Raw genomic sequence first — 24,249 nt, forward strand, 5'->3', positions numbered from 1 at the left:
TTAAGTATATGATGGTTAAGAAGAATTATTTTAATATTTTTAAGAATGGTTCTGTTTCTACGAGATTATCTTATGTAATTATGGGGGCTGGTAATTTGGCCCATAAGCAAATTGCGAAGGGACTTCTATTTCTTTTTAGTGAACTTGTTTTCTTGTTTTTCCTTGTGTTTTATGGCATTACCTTAATTCAAGGTATGGCGACATTAGGGACAGTTAACCAATCGTGGAATTTTGATAAGAGTTTAGGTATTATGGTTCGAACACCGGGCGACAATTCCATGCTGATGCTAATATATGGGATTATGACAGTTGTTATTTGTGTACTATTTATCTTCTTGTACCTTGCTAATATTAGAAGCGCTAGCCAGGTGGAGGACTTTCAGCGGGAAAATAAAAAAATCCCAACATTTAAGGAAGACTTAAAGAGTTTGCTAGACAATAAATTTCATGTAACTTTACTGACGATCCCGATGATTGGGGTTGTGGTATTTACGATAATGCCACTTGTTTATATGATTTCGTTGGCTTTTACCAATTATGATCATGAACATTTACCGCCAAGGAATTTATTTGGATGGGTAGGATTTGTTAACTTTAAAAATGTGCTAAATGGTGATATTTCCAGTACGTTCTTTCCAGTGCTTGGATGGACACTTATTTGGGCACTTTTAGCTACTGCTACTTGTTTCTTTTTTGGCGTATTGCTTGCACTTCTTATTAATCATAAGGGTGTTAAATTCAAAAAGTTTTGGCGCACTATCTTTGTTATAACTATGGCGGTACCTCCGTTTGTGTCACTTCTCGTAATGCAGAACTTGTTGCATGCAGCAGGACCGCTTAATACGATGTTACTTAATTGGGGAATTATAGCTGAGCCGATACCATTTTTGACAGATGCTTTGCTGGCAAAGGTATCCGTCATATTTGTCAATATGTGGATTGGGATTCCGGTAACTATGTTAATCGCCACGGGGATTTTAATGAATCTACCGAAAGATCAATTGGAAGCGGCGCGAATGGATGGAGGTAACAGTTTTCATTTATTTAGATACATAACTTTCCCTCAAATCTTAACGGTGATGTTGCCAAGTCTGATTCAACAATTTATTGGAAATATAAATAACTTTAATGTGATCTATCTCTTGACTGGTGGAGGACCTTCGAATAGTAACTTCTATGGTGCTGGGGATACGGATTTGCTCGTGACATGGCTTTATAAATTAACAGTAGAAGCTGCGGATTATAATTTAGCTTCGGTTATTGGGATTGTGACATTCATTCTTAGTGCAGCATTCTCGTTATTTGCCTACACACGTACAAATTCTTATAAAGAAGGGAGCAACTAAAATGAAAAGATCTACAGTATGGCCTAACCTATTGTTGATAGTGCTCGGGTGTATCTGGATATTCCCGATTATCTGGATTGTTTTGACGGCTTTTAGAGCGGAAAGTGGACAATTTGTTTCGTATATCTTTCCGAAAGAATATACGCTAGATCATTTTGCGTACCTATTTGAAAATCATGAAAATTTTCCTTTTATGTTATGGGTTAAAAATACAATGATTGTTGCGGTGTGTTCCTGTTTATTAAGCACTTTTATAACCGTTTCGATGGCTTATGTGTTATCTAGACTTCGCTTTAGATTTAAAAAGACAATGTTAAAAACAGCGCTAGTTTTAAATATGTTTCCTGCTTTTATGAGCATGATAGCAGTTTACTATATTTTGAAAGCATTTGGATTAACGCAATCTCTAACGGCGCTTGTGTTAATTTATTCATCTACAGCTGCATTAACTTTTTATATTGCAAAAGGATTTTTTGATACAATACCAAAATCTTTGGACGAATCTGCAATGATGGACGGGGCGACGAAATTAAGTATCTTTACAAAAATAACTTTACCAATGTCTAAGCCTATTATTGTATACACAGCTTTAATGGCATTTATGTTGCCTTGGATGGATTTTATTTTTGCTAAAGTGATTATGGGAGACAATGTGCCTAAATATACAGTGTCGATAGGTTTATATTCCATGTTGAATCAAACAACGGCAAATACAATGTATACAACGTTTGCGGCTGGCTGTATATTGATTGCGGTACCAATTACAATACTGTTTATTTATTTGCAAAAATATTATGTTGAAGGCATTACAAGTGGTGCTGTTAAAGGATAGGAGATAGATTAATAGTGAAAATAACAGAAACGAAAGAATGGTGGAAAGAATCGGTAGTGTACCAAATCTATCCGCGTAGTTTTCAAGATTCAAATGGGGATGGTATTGGAGATATTAGAGGAATTATAGAACGACTTCCTTATTTGAAAGATTTAGGTATTAATGTGATTTGGCTTTGTCCTGTCTATAAATCACCTATGGATGATGGTGGTTATGACATTTCTGATTACTATGAGATTGATCCAATGTTTGGAACGATGAGCGATATGGATGAATTAATTGAGAAGGCAGAAAAATTAGGAATAAAAATATTGATGGATTTGGTGGTAAACCATACATCTGATGAACATGAATGGTTTGAAAAAGCAATAGCTGACCCAAAAAGTAAATATCGAGATTATTATATTTTCCGAGAGGGTGTAAATGGAAACCCGCCTAATAATTGGCGTTCTTATTTTGGAGGATCTGCGTGGGAAGCTGTACCAGGTGAGGAAAACATGTTTTACCTACATGCTTTTTCTAAAAAACAGCCAGATTTAAACTGGGAAAACATTGTAGTGCGTAATGAATGTATCCAAATGATTAACTGGTGGCTTGAAAAAGGTTTAGGTGGCTTTAGAATTGATGCCATTTTAAATTTGAAGAAAAGAATTGAGTACGGTACTTTCCCAGCGGACGGGGAAGATGGTTTGGTTTTCATCGGTCATTGGATTTTAAATCAGCCGGGAATTGAAGAGTGGCTCAAGGAGATTGACGAACGGACATTTAAAAAACATAATGCATTTACTGTGGCTGAGGCGGATGTGCCTGAAGAAAGACTTTCTGAATTTATAGGTGAAAATGGTCATTTCCGTATGGTGTTTGATTTTAGCTATACAGATATTGATACTCCTGAAACAGGCGAATGGTTCAAGAATTCAGAATGGACAGTAAAAGAATTAAAAGAGAAAATAATTACCAATGAACTGGTGACACAGCGAAATGGTTGGGGGGCAAAATACTTAGAAAATCATGATCAACCGCGTTCGATAAATAAGTATTTACCTCAAGAATACCAAGATGATCGTAGCAAAAAAATGCTAGGCACGTTATTTATGATGTTGCATGGTACGCCGTTCATTTATCAAGGACAAGAGATTGGCATGAGTAATACTCGGATGGAAAGTATAGATGATTATAACGATATTGCGACGCACGATCAATACCATCGCGCAATTCTCTCTGGAATGAGTCCGGAAGAAGCGCTTGAAGGAATGTATCGGCGTAGTAGGGATAATTCAAGAACACCGATGCAATGGAATGATCAAAAGAACGCTGGTTTTTCCGACTCGGATGAAATTTGGTTGAAAACAAACCCTAATTATCTTGATATTAACGTAGAGCAGGAACAAATCGATGATAATTCCGTATTGAATTTTTATAAGAAATTAATCCATTTAAGAAGTGATTCTAGTAAATATAAAGAAGTGGCTGTTTATGGTGAGTTACTGCCAGTAGAATCAAGTGATGAAGTTATTGCTTACAAACGTAAAACAGATGACGCAGAGCTCTTAATCATCGTGAATTTTTCTGATTCTGAAAATCAATTATGCATTGAAGGTGCTTATGAACAAGTACTTGCTAATGTAGCGTTGCCAGAAATGGTAGAAAATGTCCTTGAAATACCTGCATATACAGGTGCCGTTTTCTCAAGGGTTTTGGAGGTAGACTGATTGCAAATTAAAAATAAAGCTATGTTAATTACTTATTCTGATAGTTTAGGGAAAAATATGGAAGAATTATCCAAGGTGATGGAAACTTACTTTGAAGATGCTATTGGTGGAATTCACTTATTACCGTTCTTTCCATCCACTGGAGATCGAGGGTTTGCGCCAAGTGATTACACAACAGTAGATAGCGACCTAGGCTCTTGGGAGATGATCGAGAAATTAGGCGAAAAGTATTATTTAATGTTTGATTTTATGATTAATCACATTTCTCGCGAATCACTCTTCTTTCAAGATTTTAAAAAAGAACATTTAAACTCAAAGTATAAAGATATGTTTATTCGTATCAATGATTTCTTTCCTCCGGGTAGACCAAATGAAAAAGACTTAGATTTAATTTATAAGAGAAAAGATAAGGCGCCTTTTCAAGAAGTTGAATTTGCTGATGGGGAAACGGAATTAGTTTGGAATACTTTTGGGGAAGAACAAATTGATTTAGATGTGACAGCCGAAGTTACAAAAGAATTTATTCGTCAAACGATAAAAAATATGGCTGCACATGGTTGTTCTATTTTGCGTCTTGATGCCTTTGCTTATGCAATTAAAAAATTAGATACAAATGATTTTTTTGTAGAACCGGAAATTTGGGATTTACTGGATGAAGTGAAAGCAGAAGCGGCCAAATATGATATGGAATTATTACCAGAAATTCATGAACATTATTCCATCCAAATGAAAATCGCGAACCATGATTATTATATCTATGATTTTGCGTTACCCATGGTGATGCTGTACTCGTTATATAGTGGCCGAGTGGAACGTTTAGCTAAATGGTTAGAAATGAGTCCGATGAAGCAATTTACTACTTTAGATACGCATGATGGCATTGGCGTTGTGGATGCACGCGATTTATTAACAGATGAGGAACTCGATTATACTTCAGCAGAATTATACAAAATAGGAGCTAATGTTAAAAAGATATATTCCTCTGAAAAATATAATAACCTGGATATTTATCAAATTAACAGTACCTATTATAGTGCTTTGGGTGACGATGACAAAAGTTACTTGCTGGCGAGAGTAATTCAATGTTTTGCGCCGGGGATTCCGCAAATTTATTATGTCGGTTTACTTGCTGGCAAAAATGATATTGACCTTTTAGAAGAAACGAAAGAAGGTCGTAATATTAATCGTCATTACTACACAATAGATGAAATTAAAAATGAAGTAAAAAGACCAGTTGTTAAAGCGTTGTGCAATTTGCTGAGATTTAGAAATACTTCTGAAGCATTTGATTTGGAAGGAAGTATAGAAATTGAGACACCTAGCTCAAATGAAATCGTTATTATTCGTAAAAACAAAACAAATAAAATTACAGCGACATTAAAAGCGAATTTAAGTACTAAAACATTCCAAATCAGCGAAAATGAAAGGAATATTTTAATTTAACATTTTATAAACACGAATGAGCCTCTTCATTCGTGTTTATTTCTATTTTCTATTGACATTGGCTAATGGTTATTGTATTATTATATAATGCCAAAAGAATCGAAACTGTTTTTCTGTGTTTATTATTAAGCGAAAATGCTGTCGAAAATCAAGCATTTGCAATCGATTTTGGCAAAATAGAAGACATAGATGTGGCTTTCAAAAATACAAAACGGTATAAACTTTTTCCGTCTTGTACTGACACTTTTAAGGAAAATTATTTTCTAGGGAGTTTCAGCAATATGAAATCCGCTTTCTTTTTGTCTAAATAGAATATTTTTTGTGCGAAAGTTCCACTTATGTTAACTCTGGAAATGCTTCTTGGATGCGTGTTTGCAAGCCAAGATTAGAAACAAAAAGGAAAATTTTGATGCACGGTGTTTAAGCCAGTATATTTTGCACGTAGCAAAAAACTGCTAGCGTCTTAAACCTCGGATACGGAAGGTTCCATTGTTTTCGCAACCATAATTAACAAGTGTGCTTATAAATTTTTTAATTAATTTGAGGGGTGAATAGTTTGTCAGGACATTCAGGACATGATGTAAAATATGGACGGCATCGTACGCGTAGAAGTTTTGCGCGAATCAGTGAAGTACTTGAATTACCAAACTTAATTGAGATTCAAACAGCTTCTTACCAATGGTTCTTAGATGAAGGGCTACGTGAGATGTTCCGCGATATTTCGCCAATTGAGGATTTTGCGGGTAATTTATCTTTAGAATTCATTGATTACGATCTTGGAGAACCGAAATACTCGGTAGAAGAATCTAAGAACCGTGATGCAAACTATGCGGCTCCACTACGCGTGAAGTTGCGCCTAATCAACAAAGAAACCGGCGAAGTAAAAGACCAAGAAGTATTTATGGGTGATTTCCCACTAATGACTGAAATGGGTACGTTCATTATTAATGGGGCAGAACGTGTTATCGTTTCCCAATTAGTTCGTTCTCCAGGTGTTTACTTCAATGGAAAACTAGACAAAAATGGTAAAAAAGGCTTTGGTTCTACTGTCATCCCTAACCGTGGGGCTTGGCTTGAGTATGAAACAGATGCTAAAGACGTTGTACACGTTCGTATTGACCGTACACGTAAATTACCAGTAACTGTTTTACTTCGTGCACTAGGCTTTGGTTCCGATCAAGAAATTATTGATTTAATCGGGGACAATGACTACTTGCGCAACACGCTTGAAAAAGACAACACTGACAATGCTGAAAAAGCACTTCTAGAAATTTACGAAAGATTACGTCCGGGTGAACCCCCAACAGTTGATAACGCTAGAAGCTTACTAGTTTCTCGTTTCTTTGATCCAAAACGCTACGATCTTGCAAGCGTTGGACGTTATAAAATCAACAAAAAATTACATCTAAAAAACCGTCTATTCAACCAAACATTAGCAGAAACTTTAGTGGATCCAGAAACTGGTGAAATTATCGCTTCTAAAGGTGACATTTTGGATCGTCGTAATTTAGATCAAATTATTCCTAATTTAGAAAACGGTGTAGGTTTCCGCACACTTCGTCCAACTGATGGAGTTATGGAAGATAGCGTACTCGTTCAATCTATTAAAATCTACGCACCAAATGATGACGAAAAAGAAATCAACATCATTGGTAACGCGTATATTGAAGAAAATGTAAAACACATCACGCCTTCTGATATTATTTCATCCATTAGCTACTTCTTTAACTTGCTACATGGTGTTGGCGATACAGATGACATCGATCACCTAGGTAATCGTCGTCTTCGTTCTGTTGGTGAACTTTTACAAAACCAATTCCGTATCGGTTTATCCCGTATGGAACGTGTAGTTCGTGAGCGTATGTCTATTCAAGATATGACTACAATTACACCACAACAATTGATTAATATTCGCCCAGTAGTTGCTTCTATTAAAGAATTCTTTGGTAGCTCGCAGTTATCTCAGTTCATGGATCAAACAAATCCACTTGGCGAACTTACGCATAAACGTCGTCTTTCAGCGCTTGGACCTGGTGGTTTGACGCGTGAACGTGCTGGTTATGAAGTACGTGACGTGCATTACTCTCACTATGGTCGTATGTGTCCGATTGAAACGCCAGAGGGACCAAACATTGGTTTGATTAACTCCCTTTCTTCCTTTGCGAAGGTAAATAAATTCGGCTTTATCGAAACGCCTTACCGCCGCGTAGATCCTGAAACAAACCGTGTTACTGATAAGATTGATTATCTAACTGCGGATGAAGAGGATAATTACGTAGTAGCGCAAGCGAACTCGAAATTAGACGAACAAGGTACTTTCACAGAAGAAGAAGTTATGGCTCGTTTCCGTTCAGAAAACTTAGCGGTAGAAAAAGAACGTATTGACTACATGGACGTATCGCCTAAACAGGTTGTATCTGTTGCGACAGCATGTATTCCGTTCCTTGAAAACGATGATAGTAACCGTGCGCTAATGGGAGCGAACATGCAACGTCAAGCAGTTCCTCTTATGCACCCTGAAGCTCCATTTGTTGGAACAGGTATGGAACACGTATCTGCAAAAGACTCTGGTGCTGCTGTAACTGCCAAACATGACGGTATTGTAGAACACGTTGAAGCTCGCGAAATCTGGGTTCGTCGTGTATCTCTAGTGGATGGCAAAGAAGTAACTGGCGGAATTGATAAATATACATTACGTAAATTTGTTCGTTCTAACCAAGGTACTTGTTATAACCAACGTCCAAACGTAGCAGAAGGTGACCGCGTTGTTAAAGGAGAAATCCTTGGTAACGGTCCATCAATGGATTCCGGTGAACTTGCTCTTGGTCGTAACGTACTAGTTGCGTTCATGACTTGGGATGGTTATAACTACGAGGATGCGATCATCATGAGTGAACGTCTTGTAAAAGATGACGTTTATACTTCGATTCATATTGAAGAATTTGAATCAGAAGCTCGTGATACAAAACTCGGACCTGAAGAAATGACTCGTGATATTCCAAATGTTGGGGAAGATGCTTTACGCGACCTTGACGAACGTGGAATTATCCGTGTCGGTGCTGAAGTAAAAGACAACGACCTTCTAGTTGGTAAAGTAACACCAAAAGGAGTTACCGAATTAACTGCAGAAGAACGTTTATTACACGCTATCTTTGGTGAAAAAGCACGTGAAGTTCGCGATACTTCATTACGTGTACCTCATGGCGGCGGCGGAATCGTGCTTGACGTGAAGATCTTTACACGTGAAGCAGGCGACGAACTACCACCTGGTGTAAACCAATTAGTACGTGTTTATATTGTACAAAAACGTAAAATCCACGAAGGCGATAAAATGGCCGGACGTCACGGTAACAAAGGGGTTATCTCCCGTATTTTACCTGAAGAAGATATGCCATTTATGCCAGACGGAACACCTGTTGATATCATGCTTAACCCACTAGGGGTACCATCTCGTATGAATATCGGACAAGTACTTGAGCTACACTTAGGTATGGCTGCTCGTGCTTTAGGAATTCACGTTGCAACACCAGTATTTGATGGTGCGAATGAAGAAGACGTTTGGAGCACAGTGGAAGAAGCTGGTATGGCCCGTGATGCGAAAACAATTCTTTATGACGGACGTTCTGGTGAAGCATTTGATAACCGTATCTCTGTAGGTGTAATGTACATGATCAAACTTGCCCACATGGTTGATGATAAACTTCATGCGCGTTCAACTGGACCTTACTCTCTAGTAACGCAACAACCGCTTGGTGGTAAAGCACAATTTGGTGGACAACGTTTTGGTGAGATGGAAGTATGGGCACTGGAAGCTTATGGTGCTGCTTATACACTTCAAGAAATCCTAACGATTAAATCCGATGACGTGGTTGGTCGTGTGAAAACTTACGAAGCGATTGTTAAAGGCGAAAGCGTTCCAGAACCTGGTGTGCCAGAATCCTTCAAAGTACTCATCAAAGAGCTTCAAAGTCTTGGAATGGATGTTAAAATGCTTTCCGCAGACGAAGAAGAAATCGAGATGCGTGACATGGATGATGACGACTTTACTAATCAAAATGATGCCTTCAATATCGTACAACCGGAAAATGCAGCCGCTGAAAAGACTGAGTAATTCGGTTCGATAATTGAGACTCCAAAACAATAAGAAACAATGATTTGTTTTTTGCAAAATATAAAATTAAGCGATCGCTAAGACTTTACCTGAAAAGTCTGGGAAGTGTGCGGGAATCCCCAAGCGCTTCCTAAAGCGAATGCTCCAAACTAATTTAGGAGGTTGGGCACTTGTTAGATGTTAATAATTTTGAGTATATGAAAATCGGTCTGGCATCTCCAGATAAAATTCGTTCATGGTCTCACGGTGAAGTAAAAAAACCTGAAACCATCAACTACAGAACGCTTAAACCTGAACGTGACGGCTTATTCTGTGAAAGAATTTTTGGACCAATGAAAGACTGGGAATGTTCTTGTGGTAAATACAAACGTGTTCGCTATAAAGGCGTAGTTTGTGACCGTTGTGGAGTAGAAGTAACGAAATCAAAAGTCCGTCGTGAACGTATGGGCCATATTGAACTCGCAGCTCCTGTTTCTCACATCTGGTACTTCAAAGGAATTCCAAGCCGTATGGGTCTTGTTATGGATATGTCCCCACGTGCATTAGAAGAAATTATCTATTTTGCATCTTACGTGGTTACAGAACCAGGCGATACTCCACTTGAAAAGAAACAACTTTTATCTGAACGTGAATACCGCGTTTACCGCGAAAAATATGGTAAAGGTTTCTCAGCTGGTATGGGCGCAGAAGCTATCAAAAAAATCTTAGCCGATATCGACTTAGAAAAAGAAACAAATGATTTAAAAGAAGAACTAAAATCTGCACAAGGTCAACGTCGTACTCGTGCGATTCGTCGTTTGGAAGTTATGGAAGCTTTCCGTAATTCCGGCAACAACCCAAGCTGGATGGTACTTGACGTGCTACCAGTTATCCCACCAGAAATTCGTCCAATGGTACAACTTGAAGGTGGCCGTTTTGCAACAAGTGATTTGAATGACTTATATCGTCGGGTAATCAACCGGAACAACCGTTTGAAACGCCTTCTTGATTTAGGTGCACCAAACATTATCGTGCAAAATGAAAAACGGATGCTACAAGAAGCTGTCGATGCTCTAATTGACAACGGTCGTCGTGGTCGTCCAGTAACAGGTCCAGGTAACCGTCCGCTTAAATCCCTTTCTCATATGCTTAAAGGGAAACAAGGTCGTTTCCGTCAAAACTTACTAGGTAAACGTGTCGATTATTCTGGTCGTTCCGTTATCGTAGTTGGACCTAACTTAAAAATGTACCAATGTGGTCTTCCCAAAGAAATGGCACTTGAATTATTCAAACCATTTGTTATGAAAGAACTAGTTGGACGCGGCTTAGCACACAACATTAAGAGCGCTAAACGTAAAATCGAACGTATGGCTCCAGAAATCTGGGATGTATTAGAAGAAGTTATCCGTGAACATCCGGTATTACTTAACCGGGCGCCTACGCTTCACAGACTTGGTATTCAAGCATTTGAACCAACGCTAGTTGAAGGTCGCGCAATCCGTCTTCACCCTCTTGTATGTACAGCTTACAACGCTGACTTTGATGGTGACCAAATGGCGGTTCACGTTCCTTTATCCGCAGAAGCACAAGCAGAAGCACGTATTTTAATGCTTGCAGCGCAAAACATTTTGAACCCTAAAGATGGTAAACCAGTTGTAACACCTTCCCAAGATATGGTGCTAGGTAACTACTACCTTACTTTAGAACGTGAAAATGCTGTCGGCGAAGGTACTATCTTCAAAGATATCAATGAAGCACAACTTGCGTATCAAAACGGCTATGTACACTTACATTCTCGTATTGCTGTATTTGCTGGCTCGATTCCAAACGAACGTTTCACTGATGAACAACGCAAACAATTATTAATTACGACTGTTGGTAAACTGATTTTCAACACAATCTTACCAAAATCGTTCCCTTATATTAATGAACCAACGAAATTCAACTTAGAAATCGAAACACCAGCTAAATATTTCGTTGATACTACAACAGATGTGCGTGCTCACATTGCGGCACAAGAGCTAATCGATCCATTCAAGAAGAAAATCCTCGGTAACATTATCGCGGAAGTCTTCAAGAAATTCCATATTACCGAAACTTCAAAAATGCTTGACCGTATGAAAGATCTTGGTTTCAAAATCTCGACTAAGGCCGGCATGACAGTAGGTATTGCGGATATCTTAACACTTGAAGAAAAACATGAAATTCTTGAAAAAGCACATGATACAGTTGAAAAAATCACTAAATCATTCCGTCGTGGTTTGATTACAGATGATGAAAGATACGAACGCGTTATCGGTGTATGGAATGCTGCCAAAGACGAAATCCAAGGAAAACTGATCTTGAGTTTGGATCGCTTAAACCCAATCTTCATGATGCAAGATTCCGGAGCTCGTGGTAACATTTCCAACTTTACACAGCTAGCTGGTATGCGTGGACTGATGGCTGACCCATCCGGACGTATCGTAGAATTGCCGATCACATCTAACTTCCGTGAAGGTTTAACGGTCTTAGAGTACTTCATTTCTACCCATGGTGCGCGTAAAGGTCTTACCGATACAGCCCTTAAAACAGCCGATTCCGGTTACCTTACTCGTCGTCTTGTTGACGTGGCTCAAGATGTTATCATTCGTGAAGACGATTGTGGCACTGACCGCGGTCTTACAATTAAGGCTATTCGTGAAGGTACTGAAATCATCGAACCACTTGAAGAACGTCTGGAAGGTCGTTATTCTCGTAAAACAATTCGTCACCCAGAAACAAAAGAAGTTATTGCACGTGAAAATGACTTAATTACAGAAGCAATTGCCACTCAAATCGTTGACGCTGGTATTGAAGAAGTAACTATCCGTTCTGCATTCACATGTAATACAAAACACGGCGTATGTAAAAAATGTTATGGTAAAAACTTGGCAACTGGTACAGAAGTCGAAGTTGGAGAAGCAGTTGGTATCATCGCTGCCCAATCTATCGGGGAGCCAGGAACTCAGCTTACTATGCGTACTTTCCATACAGGTGGGGTTGCCGGAGACGATATCACGCAAGGTCTTCCACGTATTCAAGAAATCTTTGAAGCACGTAATCCGAAAGGGCAAGCTATCATCACTGAAGTTGGCGGTGAAGTTGTTTCTATCGAAGAAGGTCGTGATCGTCAACAAGAAATCACTATCCAAGGTACAGATGACCGCCGTTCTTACAACATTCCTTACACTGCTCGCCTGCGTGTAGAAGAAGGAACTATCGTAGAACGTGGGGAAGCTCTAACTGAAGGTTCTGTGGATCCTAAAGCCTTGATTCGTGTTCGTGACGTATTATCCGTTCAAGAATATCTACTTGCAGAAGTACAAAAAGTTTACCGTATGCAAGGGGTAGAAATTGGCGATAAACACGTTGAAGTAATGGTTCGTCAAATGTTACGTAAAATCCGCGTAATGGATACTGGTGATACAAACATCTTACCAGGTACATTAATGGATATTCATACGTTTACAGAAGCCAACCGCGATGCTATCTTAAGTGGTAGCCAACCAGCAACAGGTCGTCCAGTTCTTCTAGGGATCACAAAAGCTTCCCTTGAAACTGACTCCTTCTTGTCTGCTGCATCATTCCAAGAAACAACTCGTGTCTTGACAGATGCTGCAATCAAAGGAAAACGTGACGAACTTCTAGGACTTAAAGAAAATGTTATCCTAGGTAAACTTGTTCCAGCTGGTACAGGTATTGGTCGTTACCGCAAACTGAAATCCGAAGTTATCAAGGAAACAGCTGAAGTAACTGACGAAATCACAAATATTTAATCTTACAAAGCCAAGTGTGCCGTTCGCGTACACTTGGCTTTTTTTGTTATACTCTAGAAAAAGGAGTGAAGTGATTTGATTACACATGTTATTTGGGATATGGGCGAAACATTAAATACCGTACCAAACACAAGATACGACCATCACCCTCTCGATACTTATCCAGAAGTAGTGCTACGGAAAAATGCCAAAGAAACGCTTGAAAAAGTGAAACAACTCGGATTCAAACAAGCAATCCTCAGCAACACTGCAACAAGTGACACAGAAGTAATTAAACGAGTACTAACCAATTTCGATATCATCGATTATTTTGACTTCATTTACGCATCTAATTCCGAGTTACAACCAGGGAAAATGGAAAAGCCAGACAAAACTATTTTTGATTTCACACTAAATGCCCTTCAAATTGATAAAACGGAAGCGGTCATGGTTGGGAATACATTTGAAAGTGATATTATTGGCGCAAATCGTGCGGGAATCCATGCCATATGGCTCCAAAATCCAGAAGTCTGCCTGCAAGATGAGCGCCTGCCTCTTGTCGCGCCGCCATTTGTTATCCCAGTTTGGGACTTAGCCGATGTTCCCGAAGCCCTTTTATTATTAAAGAAAATTTCTTCTTGACCTGTAATGCATTACACAAAGTAAACTAAAAAAGTAGAAGAAATTAGCCGGAAGGGGCGAACGAAATGACTGAAGTGAAAAAACAATTTCCAAAAGGATTTTTATGGGGTGGAGCAACTGCTGCGAACCAAGTTGAAGGCGCTTACGATGTAGATGGTAAAGGCCTTTCCACAGCAGATATGGTCAAATTTATTCCGAAAGAAGAACGCACGAAAGACCTTGAACTAGACGTATCTAAAGCAGAAATCGAAGCAATTATCGCAGGGAAAGTAGAGGGTAGATTCCCTAAACGTGATGGCGTTGATTTTTATCACCACTATAAAGAAGACATCGCATTATTTGCCGAAATGGGCTTTAAAACATTCCGACTATCACTAAACTGGGCGCGTATTTTCCCGAACGGTGATGACAAAGAGCCGAATGAAAAAGGCCTTGAATTTTATGATAAAGTGTTTGATGAATTATTAAAATATGACATTGAGCCACTTGTGACACTTTCTCACTATGAAACGCCACTAAATCTTACTTTAAAATATAACGGCTGGGCTGATCGTCGCGTTATCGGATTTTTCACGAACTACGCGGAAACAGTTTTCAAACGTTATAAAAACAAAGTAAAATATTGGTTAACTTTTAACGAAATCAATGTTATTTCACTTAGCGCATACACTGGTGGTGGCGTACTTTTAGAAGACGCGAAAAACCCACTTGAACTTTCTTACCAAGCAGGACATCATCAATTCGTAGCCAGTGCACTTGCAACAAAATTGGCGCATGAAATTATTCCTGGATCACAAGTTGGTTGTATGTTAGCGCGTATGGCGACTTATCCTGCTACTAACAACCCAGATGATATCCTAAAAGCACAATACGAAAATCAACAAAATCTATTTTTCACAGACGTTCATGCTCGCGGTGAATATCCAAGCTACATGAACCGTTTCTTCCAAGAAAACGACATTCACATCGTAAAAGAAGTTGGTGACGACGAAATCTTAAAAGCACATACCGTTGATTTCATTTCATTCAGCTATTACATGTCCCTATCCGCAACAGCTAGCCCAGAAGGCGACCGCTCTGCCGGGAACTTAATGGGTGGCGTGAAAAACGAATACTTGGAGTCGTCCGATTGGGGTTGGCAAATTGACCCTAAAGGCTTACGCTGGACACTAAATGATCTTTATAGCCGCTACGAATTACCACTTTTCATCGTGGAAAATGGCTTAGGTGCTTATGATACAGTGGAAGAAGACGGCAAAATCCATGACGATTACCGCATTGACTACCTGCGCAAACACATCGAACAAATGAAAGAAGCAATTGCTGACGGCGTAGATTTAATTGGATACACAAGCTGGGGACCTATCGACCTAGTAAGTGCCTCCACAAGCGAAATGTCCAAACGTTACGGCTTCATCTACGTAGACCAAGATGACTGGGGCAAAGGAACATTAGAACGCTCCCGCAAAGATTCATTCTTCTGGTATAAAAAAGTAATTGAAACAAATGGTGAAGATTTAGATTAATAGAAAGTTAACAGTCCCGCTTTGGCGGGGCTGTTTTTTATTTTTATATCAATTAATGGGATGAGAGCTAAGATAACCCCCGGGATATATAGTGATGTAGACGTTTGCCTTTTTCCATAACGGGAAAACATAGGATGGAATTCAAAGAAAGAGGGCGTAAACATGGAACGAGAAAGAAAAATTCAAATCTTAAAAGACATTGTGAATATTGATTCGACTAATGGGCATGAGGAACAGGTTGCGAACTACTTACAGAAGTTGTTTGCTGAGTATGGTATTGAGTCTGAAAAGGTGCAATATGATGTAGACCGAGCTAGTCTTGTTAGTGAAATTGGTTCTAATGATGGCAAAGTTTTGGCGTTTTCAGGGCATATGGATGTAGTTGATGCGGGTGATGTCTCGAAGTGGAAGTTCCCACCTTTTGAAGCAGCAGAGCATGAAGGGAAAATATACGGACGTGGCGCGACGGATATGAAATCAGGTCTAGCGGCGATGGTTATTGCAATGATTGAGCTTCATGAAGAAAAACAAAAACTAAATGGCAAAATTAGATTATTAGCAACGGTTGGTGAAGAAGTCGGTGAACTTGGAGCCGAACAACTAACGCAAAAAGGTTACGCAGATGATTTAGATGGCTTGATTATCGGCGAACCGAGCGGACACCGGATTGTTTATGCGCATAAAGGTTCCATTAATTATACCGTTAAATCCACTGGTAAAAATGCCCATAGTTCGATGCCGGAATTTGGTGTGAATGCGATTGATAACTTGCTGCTATTTTATAATGAAGTAGAAAAATTCGTGAAATCAATTGATGCTACTAACGAAATATTAGGCGATTTTATTCATAATGTCACTGTAATTGATGGTGGAAATCAAGTCAATAGTATCCCTGAAAAAGCGCTACTGCAAGGGAATATTCGCTCGATTTCAGAAATGGATAATGAAACAGTGAAACAAGTGCTAGTGAAGATCATCAATAAGTTAAACAAACAGGAAAATGTGAATCTAGAATTAATATTTGATTATGACAAACAACCAGTATTTAGTGATAAAAATTCGGATTTAGTCCACATTGCTAAGAGCGTAGCAAGCGACATTGTCAAAGAAGAAATCCCGTTACTCGGTATTTCCGGAACAACCGATGCAGCAGAATTTACCAAAGCTAAGAAAGAGTTCCCAGTGATTATTTTTGGACCAGGAAACGAAACCCCTCACCAAGTAAACGAAAATGTTTCTATAGAGAATTATTTGGAGATGGTAGATGTTTACAAACGAATTGCCACCGAGTTTTTATCGTGATGGAACTTTAACTTTACTTATTTTCCGCTATAAAATACGCAATTAAATAAGAGTCTAGTATTTGTTTGTAAACAGGTGCTAGGCTTTTTTCTTGCTTTTAATACAGTTTAGTACTAAACTAATGATATCAAGAGGAGGGGACGAGCATGGTAAAAAAAGAAGAAAGGCTAGGGGTTTTGTTGTGGTTTCGATTTAGTCGTTTTTATAATCGGAATATGAAGCTGACCAATCAGAATTTGCGAGCGGTAGGGATTTCGACAGCGCAGTTTGATTGCATTGCCCAGATTGGCTTAGACAAAGAGATTACACAGCAACAACTTGCCGAAAAATTAGTTGTAACGAAGGGAAATGTTACCCAACTCCTTGCGAAATTAGAGCAATTAGGCTATATTACGCGAACAAAGACAGGACGCGAGAAACATATTGCCCTCACCGAAAAAGGGCAAGCGTGTTACCGCGAAAACGTGCCAAAACAAGAAGCTTTTCAGCAAGCTCAATTTGATAAATTAACAAGAGACGAACAAAAAGAACTACTTAAGCTATTAAAAAAATTAGGAGAGTGATTATTTATGAAATTAACGGGAATTCATCACGTATCTATTTTTACAGCGAATGCACGAGCTAACTTTGACTTTTATACAAAAATAATGGGACTACGACTAGTGAAAAAATCGGTTAACCAAGACGATCCATATACGTACCACTTATATTACGGAGACGAAATCGGTTCGCCGGGGACAGCGCTAACTTTCTTTGAAGTTCCAAATATGGCCAAAAACCACCCATCACGCAATGCGATTTCTAGCCTCAGCTTACGTGTGCCAAGCGATGAAGCCTTGCACTACTGGGATAAAAGACTCGATGAACATCGCATTTTTCACAGTAAACCAATTGACCAATTCGGGCGTAAAATTATTCGTCTAAAAGACACAGATGGCTTACCGGTCAATTTGATTTCCGATGAAACAAGTACACAAGTAACCGAGGTGAGCCCTTGGGAAGATAGCCCGGTTCCAGCCGAATATGCCATTTGCGGACTTGGCCCAGTGCGCTTCTCTGTTTTCAAAAAAGAAAAAACAGACCGCCTTTTGACAAAAATATTAGGCTTTGAGCGGATTGGTGCCTATGAAGATGACGATAAATTAGTTACAGTATTCAAAACTGGCGACGTTGGGCTTGGCGGGGAAGTGCATGTGGAGTCGCGACCAGATTTAGAACAAGGAAATCTAGGTGCTGGCGGAATTCATCATGTGGCGTTTCGTGTGCCAACAGATGGCGACTTAATTGGCTGGACAGAAATGATTCAAGACCTTGGTTACAAAAATTCAGGTTACGTGGATCGTTTTTATTTCCACTCTCTTTATTTCCGTGAAAGTAATGGTATTTTAATCGAACTCGCAACCGATGAGCCTGGTTTCCAAACAGATTTCACGAAAGAGCATGGAACCTATGTAGATTTACCGCCACATTTAGAAGAACGTCGCGAAGATATTTTGACGCATTTAAAACCACTTGATACTGATAAATAATAAGAAAACCTTGAAAATATGCCCATTCATGATACAATTTTAGAAGAATGTGTAATTAGGAGGCAGAATTTTGGCAGAAGGTTTACGTACAATTTATTTTGTAAGACATGGTAAGACGGAATGGAATATGACTGGACAAATGCAAGGCTGGGGCGATTCTCCGCTAGTTGCAGAAGGTATTGATGGGGCAAAAGCAGTTGGCGAAGTGTTGAAAGATACACCAATTGATGCCGTTTATACAAGTACAAGTAAACGCACGCAAGATACCGCGGCTTACATTCTTGGCGACCGCGAAATCGAAATTCAACCTCTGGAAGAACTAAAAGAAATGAGCTTTGGAACGTGGGAAGGCATTAGAGTAACTGAAATTGACGAACAACACCCTGAAGAACGCGCGAAAATTCTCCATAGCCCAGAAACCTACAAAGCAGAAGTGAACGGCGGCGAGACTTATTATGAACTTGCAGAACGACTGTTAGAAGGCATCGAAAAAATCATTGCAGAAAATCCAAGTGGCAACATTTTAGTCGTTTCTCACGGCATGTCACTTACGTTATTATTATACTTGCTACAAGGCGGAACCATTGAAGATCACCGCAAAGAAGCACCAAGAATCTTGAACACAAGTATTAGCATCGTAGAATACCAAAACGGCGAATTTTCTCTTAAAAAATTAAATGAAGTTGGTCATTTAGACTTAAAATAAGTAGAATCTCGGGCATATCTCATTGGAGGTGTGTCCTAGATTTATACATAAGAGAAAGCTAGAAAAAGGGAGAAAACATACATATGAAAAGAATTGTCAAAATTTTTCTACATTATTTATTAGGAATTTTAGGAATTATTTTAATCAGTTGTGTTCCCGCTATATTTAGCAAAGTGACATCGTGGTCATCAAGCACGTACTGGGAGGCGCTTAAGTCAATTTTTACAGCGATTTTCCACCCAACCCAATGGGAAATTAGTTACCAAGGAAGCGCAGAAGTTTTTCATGTGTCGTTGGCAGATTTTATCACCGGACCATATTTCTACTCCATGAAAATTATCGTAGCGAGCTTGCTAATTTCAGCGCTCATTGCTTATTTGCTAGTAATTGCAACATTTCGCGGGCCAAAATGGTTGCGCCGAGGCTTAAGCGGATTCCTATCGATACTTCAAGCGTTTCCAGATTTTTCCTTTATTTTCCTTATTCAAATGGCCGTCGTCTACATATATCAACAAACCGGCGTGTTCACCTTGAACTTTTACAGTTTAAACGGCGAGCAAATTTATGCAGCACCAATCGTCTGCTTGTCCATCATACCAACCGTGCTCTTTTACAAAATGATGATGCTCCTTATGGAAAATGAATGGCAAGCTGACTATATCCAACTGGCTCGCGGGAAAGGCTTAACCGATAGAGCGATACTACTTCGCCATGCCACACCCAATATGATGCAAAGCCTGTTTTACCAATCCAAAACCATCGTTTGGTTTATTTTAAGCGCCTACCTCGTTGTAGAATTTTTATTCGGTATCGAAGGCGTGCTCTACTACTTACTAGCGGGATTTAGCCCATTAAATATTTTCCTAGTATTAGCACTCGTGTTCACCCCATTTTACTTCTTTTACGCACTAATAGATCTTTGGATTAGCCGCGGGAAAAATACCGAGAGCGCAAACGTGACCCGAATTCCATTGCACTGGAATAGTTTCCAGAAGACCTTTACGGAAAAAGTAAACCTTAAAAGCAAATGGCGTAACTTTGTAGTAACGACCGGGCAGCTCCTAAAGCGACCATCTTTCAGCATTCCGCTGGTCACACTTAGCATCTTACTAATCGCGAGCCTGATTTACGGGCTTATGGGAGACAAAATCAACTCGCTTAAATTTATCAGTGATGCGACCGGACGAGTGACCGATATGGCACCCTTCAAACCAAATGCGCAAGTATGGCTAGGCACCGACCAAGCCGGCAACTCCATTCTCGACCAATTACTCGTCGGCATCAAATACACGCTACTTATAGCTGTCATCATCGCAACGCTACGTGTCGTGATTGGTTACATTTTGGCAGTACCGCTCGCATTTTTCAGCAAACCGCGCACACGCAATTTCGTCCAAGCGACAGCGGACGGGATGCATTATCTACCACTGTCATTACTCGTCTTTATTATCATGGTCAACGAATTCATCAGCTATTCTGGCGTTTTCGAAACCAGCCTATTTACACGCATAACCTTCCAAATTTTAATCATGGTTGTCATCGTTTTACCAATTACAACCAACCGAATCAGCAGTGAAATTTCCCAGGTGTTAAAAAAAGAGTTCGTCTTGAGCGCGCTCGTTTTTGGCGGAAATGCCCGCTGGATATTAACCAAGCATATCAATCCACAAATCTGGTCCAAATTAATTTTGATTTGGATTGAGCAACTCATTCAAACGCTACAGATGTTCGTCCATTTAGCTATCTTTGGAATTTTCATCGGAGGGGCAATCATGGGCGCCGATGACGGCATGCTAAATCCAGTTATCCCTGAATTATCTGGTTTAATCGCAAACGCTAAATTCGTGTTCGCCAACCACCAATTCTGGATAATTTTACCTCCATTAGTGGTATTTATGATTTTAATTCTTTGTTTCCAAATGATGGCAAATTCGCTTTTGAAACGAGAAGAAGAAAGTAAAAAAGCCTAGTTCGTTTATAGAACTAGGCTTTTATTATTTAAGGAGTAACTGTTTGGTAGACCGTGACTGTGACAGAAGGGAAAGTTGGATATTGATTATTTAAAAAGTAAGCGGAATTATCGCCTGCATTTTCCCAAGTAAGGGTATCATTTTGATAAGTTCCTGGGGTGTACCAAACCCAATCATGTAATGTTACTCCGAGGTTATCTTTCATTACAATATTAGTGGAATCACCGAGTGCAATATCTGGAAGGTATATATTTTGTCCAGTAGCATCAAACAATTCTAAGCGGTGACCTGCCAATGAGCTGAAATCACTAATCTGATTTTCTTCCATTTTTATTGACCTAATTGTTGGAATGGTACTGAGAGGTGTAACATCTTTAATTTGATTAAAATTAGCATCGAAATATTCTAGTTTTGTTTTATTTCTTAATGCTTCAATAGAAGTCAGTTGATTGCTTTCGGCATAAAAAGCTTGGAGATTATCGCATTCTGAAAGGACACTGATGTCTGATATATTATTTGCTGAAATAGATAAATTAGTTAATTGAGGAGTATCTTTTAGCGCCGAAATGTCTTGTAGTTGATTGCTACTTAGATTTAATATCTTTAAATTAGTTAAATTTTCGAAGGATGGTAAAGTGGAGATTTGGTTAACGCCTAATTCTAAGTTATATAATTTAGGTGAGTTCATTAGTGGAGTAATATCTGTAATTTGATTGTAGTTAAGTGATACCGTTTCTAGTTCTGTTAAATTAGCGAGACTCTCTAAGTTGCTAATTTTATTTTGGCTTAAATCGACAAATTTTAAGTTGTGTAAATATTCCATGCCTGTTAAATCTTCCACACCGAAATCCACATATACCATTGTTTCGATAGTATCTAGTTGTTCTTGTGTGACGACTGTATCTTCGGAAACACCTAGTTCCTGTGCAACTTTAAAAGCTAGAGCATCATCTGGGAAAATTTGATCAACCGTGGCTGGAGGAGCTTCTTGTAAATTTTTTTCTGGGGCAGTGGCAATGTTTGTTGTAGCAGCATTTACTTCGACTTGCCCTACCAAGGGACTAAAACTAATCAAAGTCGTACATGCAAGGCTTGCTAGAATAAATTTTTTCATGTCATCCTACTCCTTTTCTATAATATAAATGGAGTATAGCATGCAAATTATTTGAAAATAAAAAGCAATCACATATGAACATTGCATAAAAAAACCGCTAAAAAGAGTATGCTTCTTTTTAGCGGTTTTTTTCTTTATTCAAATTCCTCTATAGATTTATCTAACCATAACTCATACCATTCAAGAAAGCCTAAACGTTCTTCATTCCCAAAGTAAAAATCAGGATAGACGCCATTATCATTATTTCTGTCATCCACCCAAATTTCTCCATAAGAAGGACCGTTTACAACAAGATTAATCGAAACGCCACAACCAAAATTAGCGATACGCAGAAGTCCAAATACTTCTTTATCTTGGAAGCACAGTTCTTGCCAAGCATCATAATCTTCATCGGACATTCCTTCTTTATAACCAGGAGCGGTCCAATCATCTGTATGTGGAAAAGGTTCACTTAACGTTTGCACCCCGTACTTTTCATCCTTGTAATCAAGCGAGGCACAAAGCCCGTCCACTAGCGTTTCTAAGCCATAGTAAGGACCCATTCCGCCGTTACCAATTTGCTCGAGAAAAGCACGATAATCTTGGGGTAACGTAATTTGATGCGCATTCTCAAATTCGGTAAGCGTTTGATTAGACAAAGGTTGATTGAGTTTATAGGTGTGGCTTTCTGAACCAAATAAATTCAAATCGGGATCTTTTTCTTTTAACGCAGTGATTTTTGCTTGGATTCTAGCTAGCCGATCTTGAAGGTTAGCCATCATTTATAAATCTGCTCCATTAGTTTCAATCACTTGTTTATACCAATAATAACTTTTCTTCGGAATACGTGTCATTGGCGCATCATCTTCCACGTCGCGGTCAACATAAACAAAACCGTAACGTTTTTGATAGCCGTTTAACCAGCTTAGAAGGTCTGTGAAGCTCCAAGTACAATAGCCTAACATATCAACACCATCACTGATTGCATCGCGAATAGCAGTTGCGTGCGCGCTTAGATAGTCAATACGGTAGTCATCGTTTACTTCGCCATCAACTAATTTATCAAATTCACCTAAACCATTTTCAGTAATTAAAATCGGTAAAGCATAGCGGCTGTTAATACGACGAAGCGCAATTTGTAAGCCTTTTGGATCGATTGTCCAGTCCCAGTTCGTTGTTTTCACAAAAGGATTAACGACTTTTTTGTAAACGCCAGGAACTCCAGTTTCTTTCGTGCTACCTTTTTTACCAGTGAAGTTCATTTCGTTGTTTTGACCAACGCCATCAAGCGGGTTGTAAGCAACAGTTGCGGATTGGTAATAGTTTACGCCCATGAAATCTGGTTTTGCAGAAGCAAGAAGTTCCATATCGCCGTCTTCAATAACTGGCGCGATATCGTTTTCTTCTAAATATTTCCAAACCGCTTTCGGATAGCGCCCAAAAGCATACATATCCATCCAGAAATAACTGTTTAATTCTTCTGCATCGTCGGCAGCTTGAACGTTTTTAGGATCTGTGTCGATTGGATAATGTGGTGTGTAAGCAAAACTTGGTCCAATTTTTCCATCAGGAACGATTTCGTGGAAAGCTTTGATAACACTCGCATTAGCTAAGTTCGCAATATGGTTTACTGCGTACATTCTTTTTGGATCGCTAACTTTTGGCGGGTGAAGCGCTTGACCATAACCCATACCAACAAAGATATTTTGCTCATTCAAGGAAACCCAATATTTCACGCGGTCACCGTAACGTTTGAATAGCGTTGTGGAATAATTTGTGAAATCTTCAATAACTTGGCGAGATTCCCAGCCACCGTATTCATCAAATAATGCTTGTGGGATATCCCAGTGATAAAGCGTTACAAGCGGTTCAATGTCATATTTAAGCAACTCATCAATTAAGTTATCATAAAATTTCAATCCAGCTTCATTCACTTCGCCTTTACCATTTGGGAAAATACGAGTCCAAGCGATAGAGAAACGGTAAGCTTTTAGGCCAGCGTCTGCCATTAGTTTTACGTCTTCTTTATAACGGTGATAATGGTCAACAGCTACATCGCCATTTGTACCTTTGAAAGTAGTTCCAGGAATGCGGACATATTCGTCCCAAACTGATTTACCTTTGCCGTCTGCGTCCCATGCGCCTTCGATTTGATAAGCTGCCGATGCAGAACCCCATAAGAAATCTTTCGGGAATGGTGAACGTTTTTGATGTTCCATTAATATAACCTCCATTAAAGCGATTTTTATTAAAAAACTCTACTAATATATTTTAAAGTATAT

The 24,249-nt window shown here is 39.1% G+C and carries 17 protein-coding genes; 14 read left to right on the forward strand and 3 right to left on the reverse strand.

Features of this window, described 5'->3' with window-relative positions; all coding sequences use genetic code 11:
* Positions 1-8 precede the first annotated feature (8 nt).
* The 14 genes from AB2Q86_RS01495 to AB2Q86_RS01560 all read left to right on the forward strand — a co-directional run bounded on the left by AB2Q86_RS01495 (position 9) and on the right by AB2Q86_RS01560 (position 20,874).
* The gene (locus AB2Q86_RS01495; RefSeq protein WP_012582064.1) at positions 9-1,346 is read left to right on the forward strand and encodes a carbohydrate ABC transporter permease; all 1,338 of its coding nucleotides are present in this window, start codon (positions 9-11) and stop codon (positions 1,344-1,346) included.
* A gap of 1 nt (position 1,347) precedes the next feature.
* The gene (locus AB2Q86_RS01500; RefSeq protein ID WP_012582063.1) at positions 1,348-2,178 is read left to right on the forward strand and encodes a sugar ABC transporter permease; all 831 of its coding nucleotides are present in this window, start codon (positions 1,348-1,350) and stop codon (positions 2,176-2,178) included.
* Between the two features lie 14 nt (positions 2,179-2,192).
* The gene (locus AB2Q86_RS01505; protein WP_012582062.1) at positions 2,193-3,890 is read left to right on the forward strand and encodes an alpha-glucosidase; all 1,698 of its coding nucleotides are present in this window, start codon (positions 2,193-2,195) and stop codon (positions 3,888-3,890) included.
* A complete protein-coding gene (gene gtfA / locus AB2Q86_RS01510) occupies positions 3,891-5,333 on the forward strand; it encodes a sucrose phosphorylase (protein WP_012582061.1) in 1,443 nt (480 codons plus the stop codon).
* A 65-nt stretch (positions 5,334-5,398) separates the two neighbouring features.
* Entirely contained in the window at positions 5,399-5,644 is a 246-nt protein-coding gene (locus tag AB2Q86_RS01515; RefSeq protein ID WP_003724191.1) for a hypothetical protein, read from the forward strand.
* A gap of 245 nt (positions 5,645-5,889) precedes the next feature.
* Positions 5,890-9,444: a DNA-directed RNA polymerase subunit beta gene (rpoB, locus tag AB2Q86_RS01520; RefSeq protein WP_003729181.1), complete on the forward strand. Its 3,555-nt coding sequence runs from the start codon at positions 5,890-5,892 to the stop codon at positions 9,442-9,444.
* A 170-nt stretch (positions 9,445-9,614) separates the two neighbouring features.
* Complete coding sequence (gene rpoC / locus AB2Q86_RS01525) at positions 9,615-13,220, forward strand: DNA-directed RNA polymerase subunit beta' (RefSeq protein ID WP_003729180.1); 3,606 nt, start codon at positions 9,615-9,617, stop codon at positions 13,218-13,220.
* Positions 13,221-13,295: 75 nt separating this feature from the next.
* Positions 13,296-13,841, forward strand: a complete 546-nt coding sequence (locus tag AB2Q86_RS01530) for an HAD family hydrolase (RefSeq protein WP_012582060.1) — start codon at positions 13,296-13,298, stop codon at positions 13,839-13,841.
* Positions 13,842-13,906: 65 nt separating this feature from the next.
* Positions 13,907-15,367: a glycoside hydrolase family 1 protein gene (locus AB2Q86_RS01535; RefSeq protein ID WP_012582059.1), complete on the forward strand. Its 1,461-nt coding sequence runs from the start codon at positions 13,907-13,909 to the stop codon at positions 15,365-15,367.
* Between the two features lie 162 nt (positions 15,368-15,529).
* Positions 15,530-16,669, forward strand: a complete 1,140-nt coding sequence (locus AB2Q86_RS01540) for an ArgE/DapE family deacylase (protein ID WP_012582058.1) — start codon at positions 15,530-15,532, stop codon at positions 16,667-16,669.
* Positions 16,670-16,815: 146 nt separating this feature from the next.
* The gene (locus AB2Q86_RS01545; RefSeq protein ID WP_012582057.1) at positions 16,816-17,232 is read left to right on the forward strand and encodes a MarR family winged helix-turn-helix transcriptional regulator; all 417 of its coding nucleotides are present in this window, start codon (positions 16,816-16,818) and stop codon (positions 17,230-17,232) included.
* A gap of 6 nt (positions 17,233-17,238) precedes the next feature.
* Entirely contained in the window at positions 17,239-18,198 is a 960-nt protein-coding gene (locus AB2Q86_RS01550; RefSeq protein WP_012582056.1) for a ring-cleaving dioxygenase, read from the forward strand.
* Between the two features lie 70 nt (positions 18,199-18,268).
* Positions 18,269-18,904, forward strand: a complete 636-nt coding sequence (locus tag AB2Q86_RS01555) for a histidine phosphatase family protein (protein ID WP_012582055.1) — start codon at positions 18,269-18,271, stop codon at positions 18,902-18,904.
* A gap of 83 nt (positions 18,905-18,987) precedes the next feature.
* Entirely contained in the window at positions 18,988-20,874 is a 1,887-nt protein-coding gene (locus AB2Q86_RS01560; RefSeq protein WP_012582054.1) for an ABC transporter permease subunit, read from the forward strand.
* Positions 20,875-20,902: 28 nt separating this feature from the next.
* Here AB2Q86_RS01560 and AB2Q86_RS01565 read toward each other — a convergent pair whose 3' ends face one another.
* The 3 genes from AB2Q86_RS01565 to AB2Q86_RS01575 all read right to left on the reverse strand — a co-directional run bounded on the left by AB2Q86_RS01565 (position 20,903) and on the right by AB2Q86_RS01575 (position 24,186).
* On the reverse strand, positions 20,903-21,988 hold the full coding sequence (locus AB2Q86_RS01565) for a leucine-rich repeat domain-containing protein (RefSeq protein WP_012582053.1): 1,086 nt from the start codon (positions 21,986-21,988) through the stop codon (positions 20,903-20,905).
* Positions 21,989-22,122: 134 nt separating this feature from the next.
* Positions 22,123-22,746 (reverse strand): SMI1/KNR4 family protein, encoded by a 624-nt coding sequence (locus AB2Q86_RS01570; RefSeq protein ID WP_077904932.1) that lies wholly within the window; start codon positions 22,744-22,746, stop codon positions 22,123-22,125.
* A 3-nt stretch (positions 22,747-22,749) separates the two neighbouring features.
* Positions 22,750-24,186 (reverse strand): glycoside hydrolase family 1 protein, encoded by a 1,437-nt coding sequence (locus tag AB2Q86_RS01575; RefSeq protein ID WP_003722891.1) that lies wholly within the window; start codon positions 24,184-24,186, stop codon positions 22,750-22,752.
* Between the last annotated feature and the right edge of the window lie 63 nt (positions 24,187-24,249).

Source organism: Listeria monocytogenes (assembly GCF_041765605.1).
GTDB classification, from domain to species: domain Bacteria; phylum Bacillota; class Bacilli; order Lactobacillales; family Listeriaceae; genus Listeria; species Listeria monocytogenes_D.

Coding starts and splice junctions, on each gene's coding strand:
- AB2Q86_RS01570 (WP_077904932.1), bottom strand. CDS start 22,746: ATGGCTAACCTTCAAGATCGGCTAGCTAGAATCCAAGCAAAAATCACT.
- AB2Q86_RS01535 (WP_012582059.1), top strand. CDS start 13,907: ATGACTGAAGTGAAAAAACAATTTCCAAAAGGATTTTTATGGGGTGGA.
- AB2Q86_RS01545 (WP_012582057.1), top strand. CDS start 16,816: ATGGTAAAAAAAGAAGAAAGGCTAGGGGTTTTGTTGTGGTTTCGATTT.
- AB2Q86_RS01550 (WP_012582056.1), top strand. CDS start 17,239: ATGAAATTAACGGGAATTCATCACGTATCTATTTTTACAGCGAATGCA.
- AB2Q86_RS01500 (WP_012582063.1), top strand. CDS start 1,348: ATGAAAAGATCTACAGTATGGCCTAACCTATTGTTGATAGTGCTCGGG.
- AB2Q86_RS01540 (WP_012582058.1), top strand. CDS start 15,530: ATGGAACGAGAAAGAAAAATTCAAATCTTAAAAGACATTGTGAATATT.
- AB2Q86_RS01560 (WP_012582054.1), top strand. CDS start 18,988: ATGAAAAGAATTGTCAAAATTTTTCTACATTATTTATTAGGAATTTTA.
- AB2Q86_RS01575 (WP_003722891.1), bottom strand. CDS start 24,186: ATGGAACATCAAAAACGTTCACCATTCCCGAAAGATTTCTTATGGGGT.
- AB2Q86_RS01495 (WP_012582064.1), top strand. CDS start 9: ATGATGGTTAAGAAGAATTATTTTAATATTTTTAAGAATGGTTCTGTT.
- AB2Q86_RS01515 (WP_003724191.1), top strand. CDS start 5,399: ATGGTTATTGTATTATTATATAATGCCAAAAGAATCGAAACTGTTTTT.
- AB2Q86_RS01565 (WP_012582053.1), bottom strand. CDS start 21,988: ATGAAAAAATTTATTCTAGCAAGCCTTGCATGTACGACTTTGATTAGT.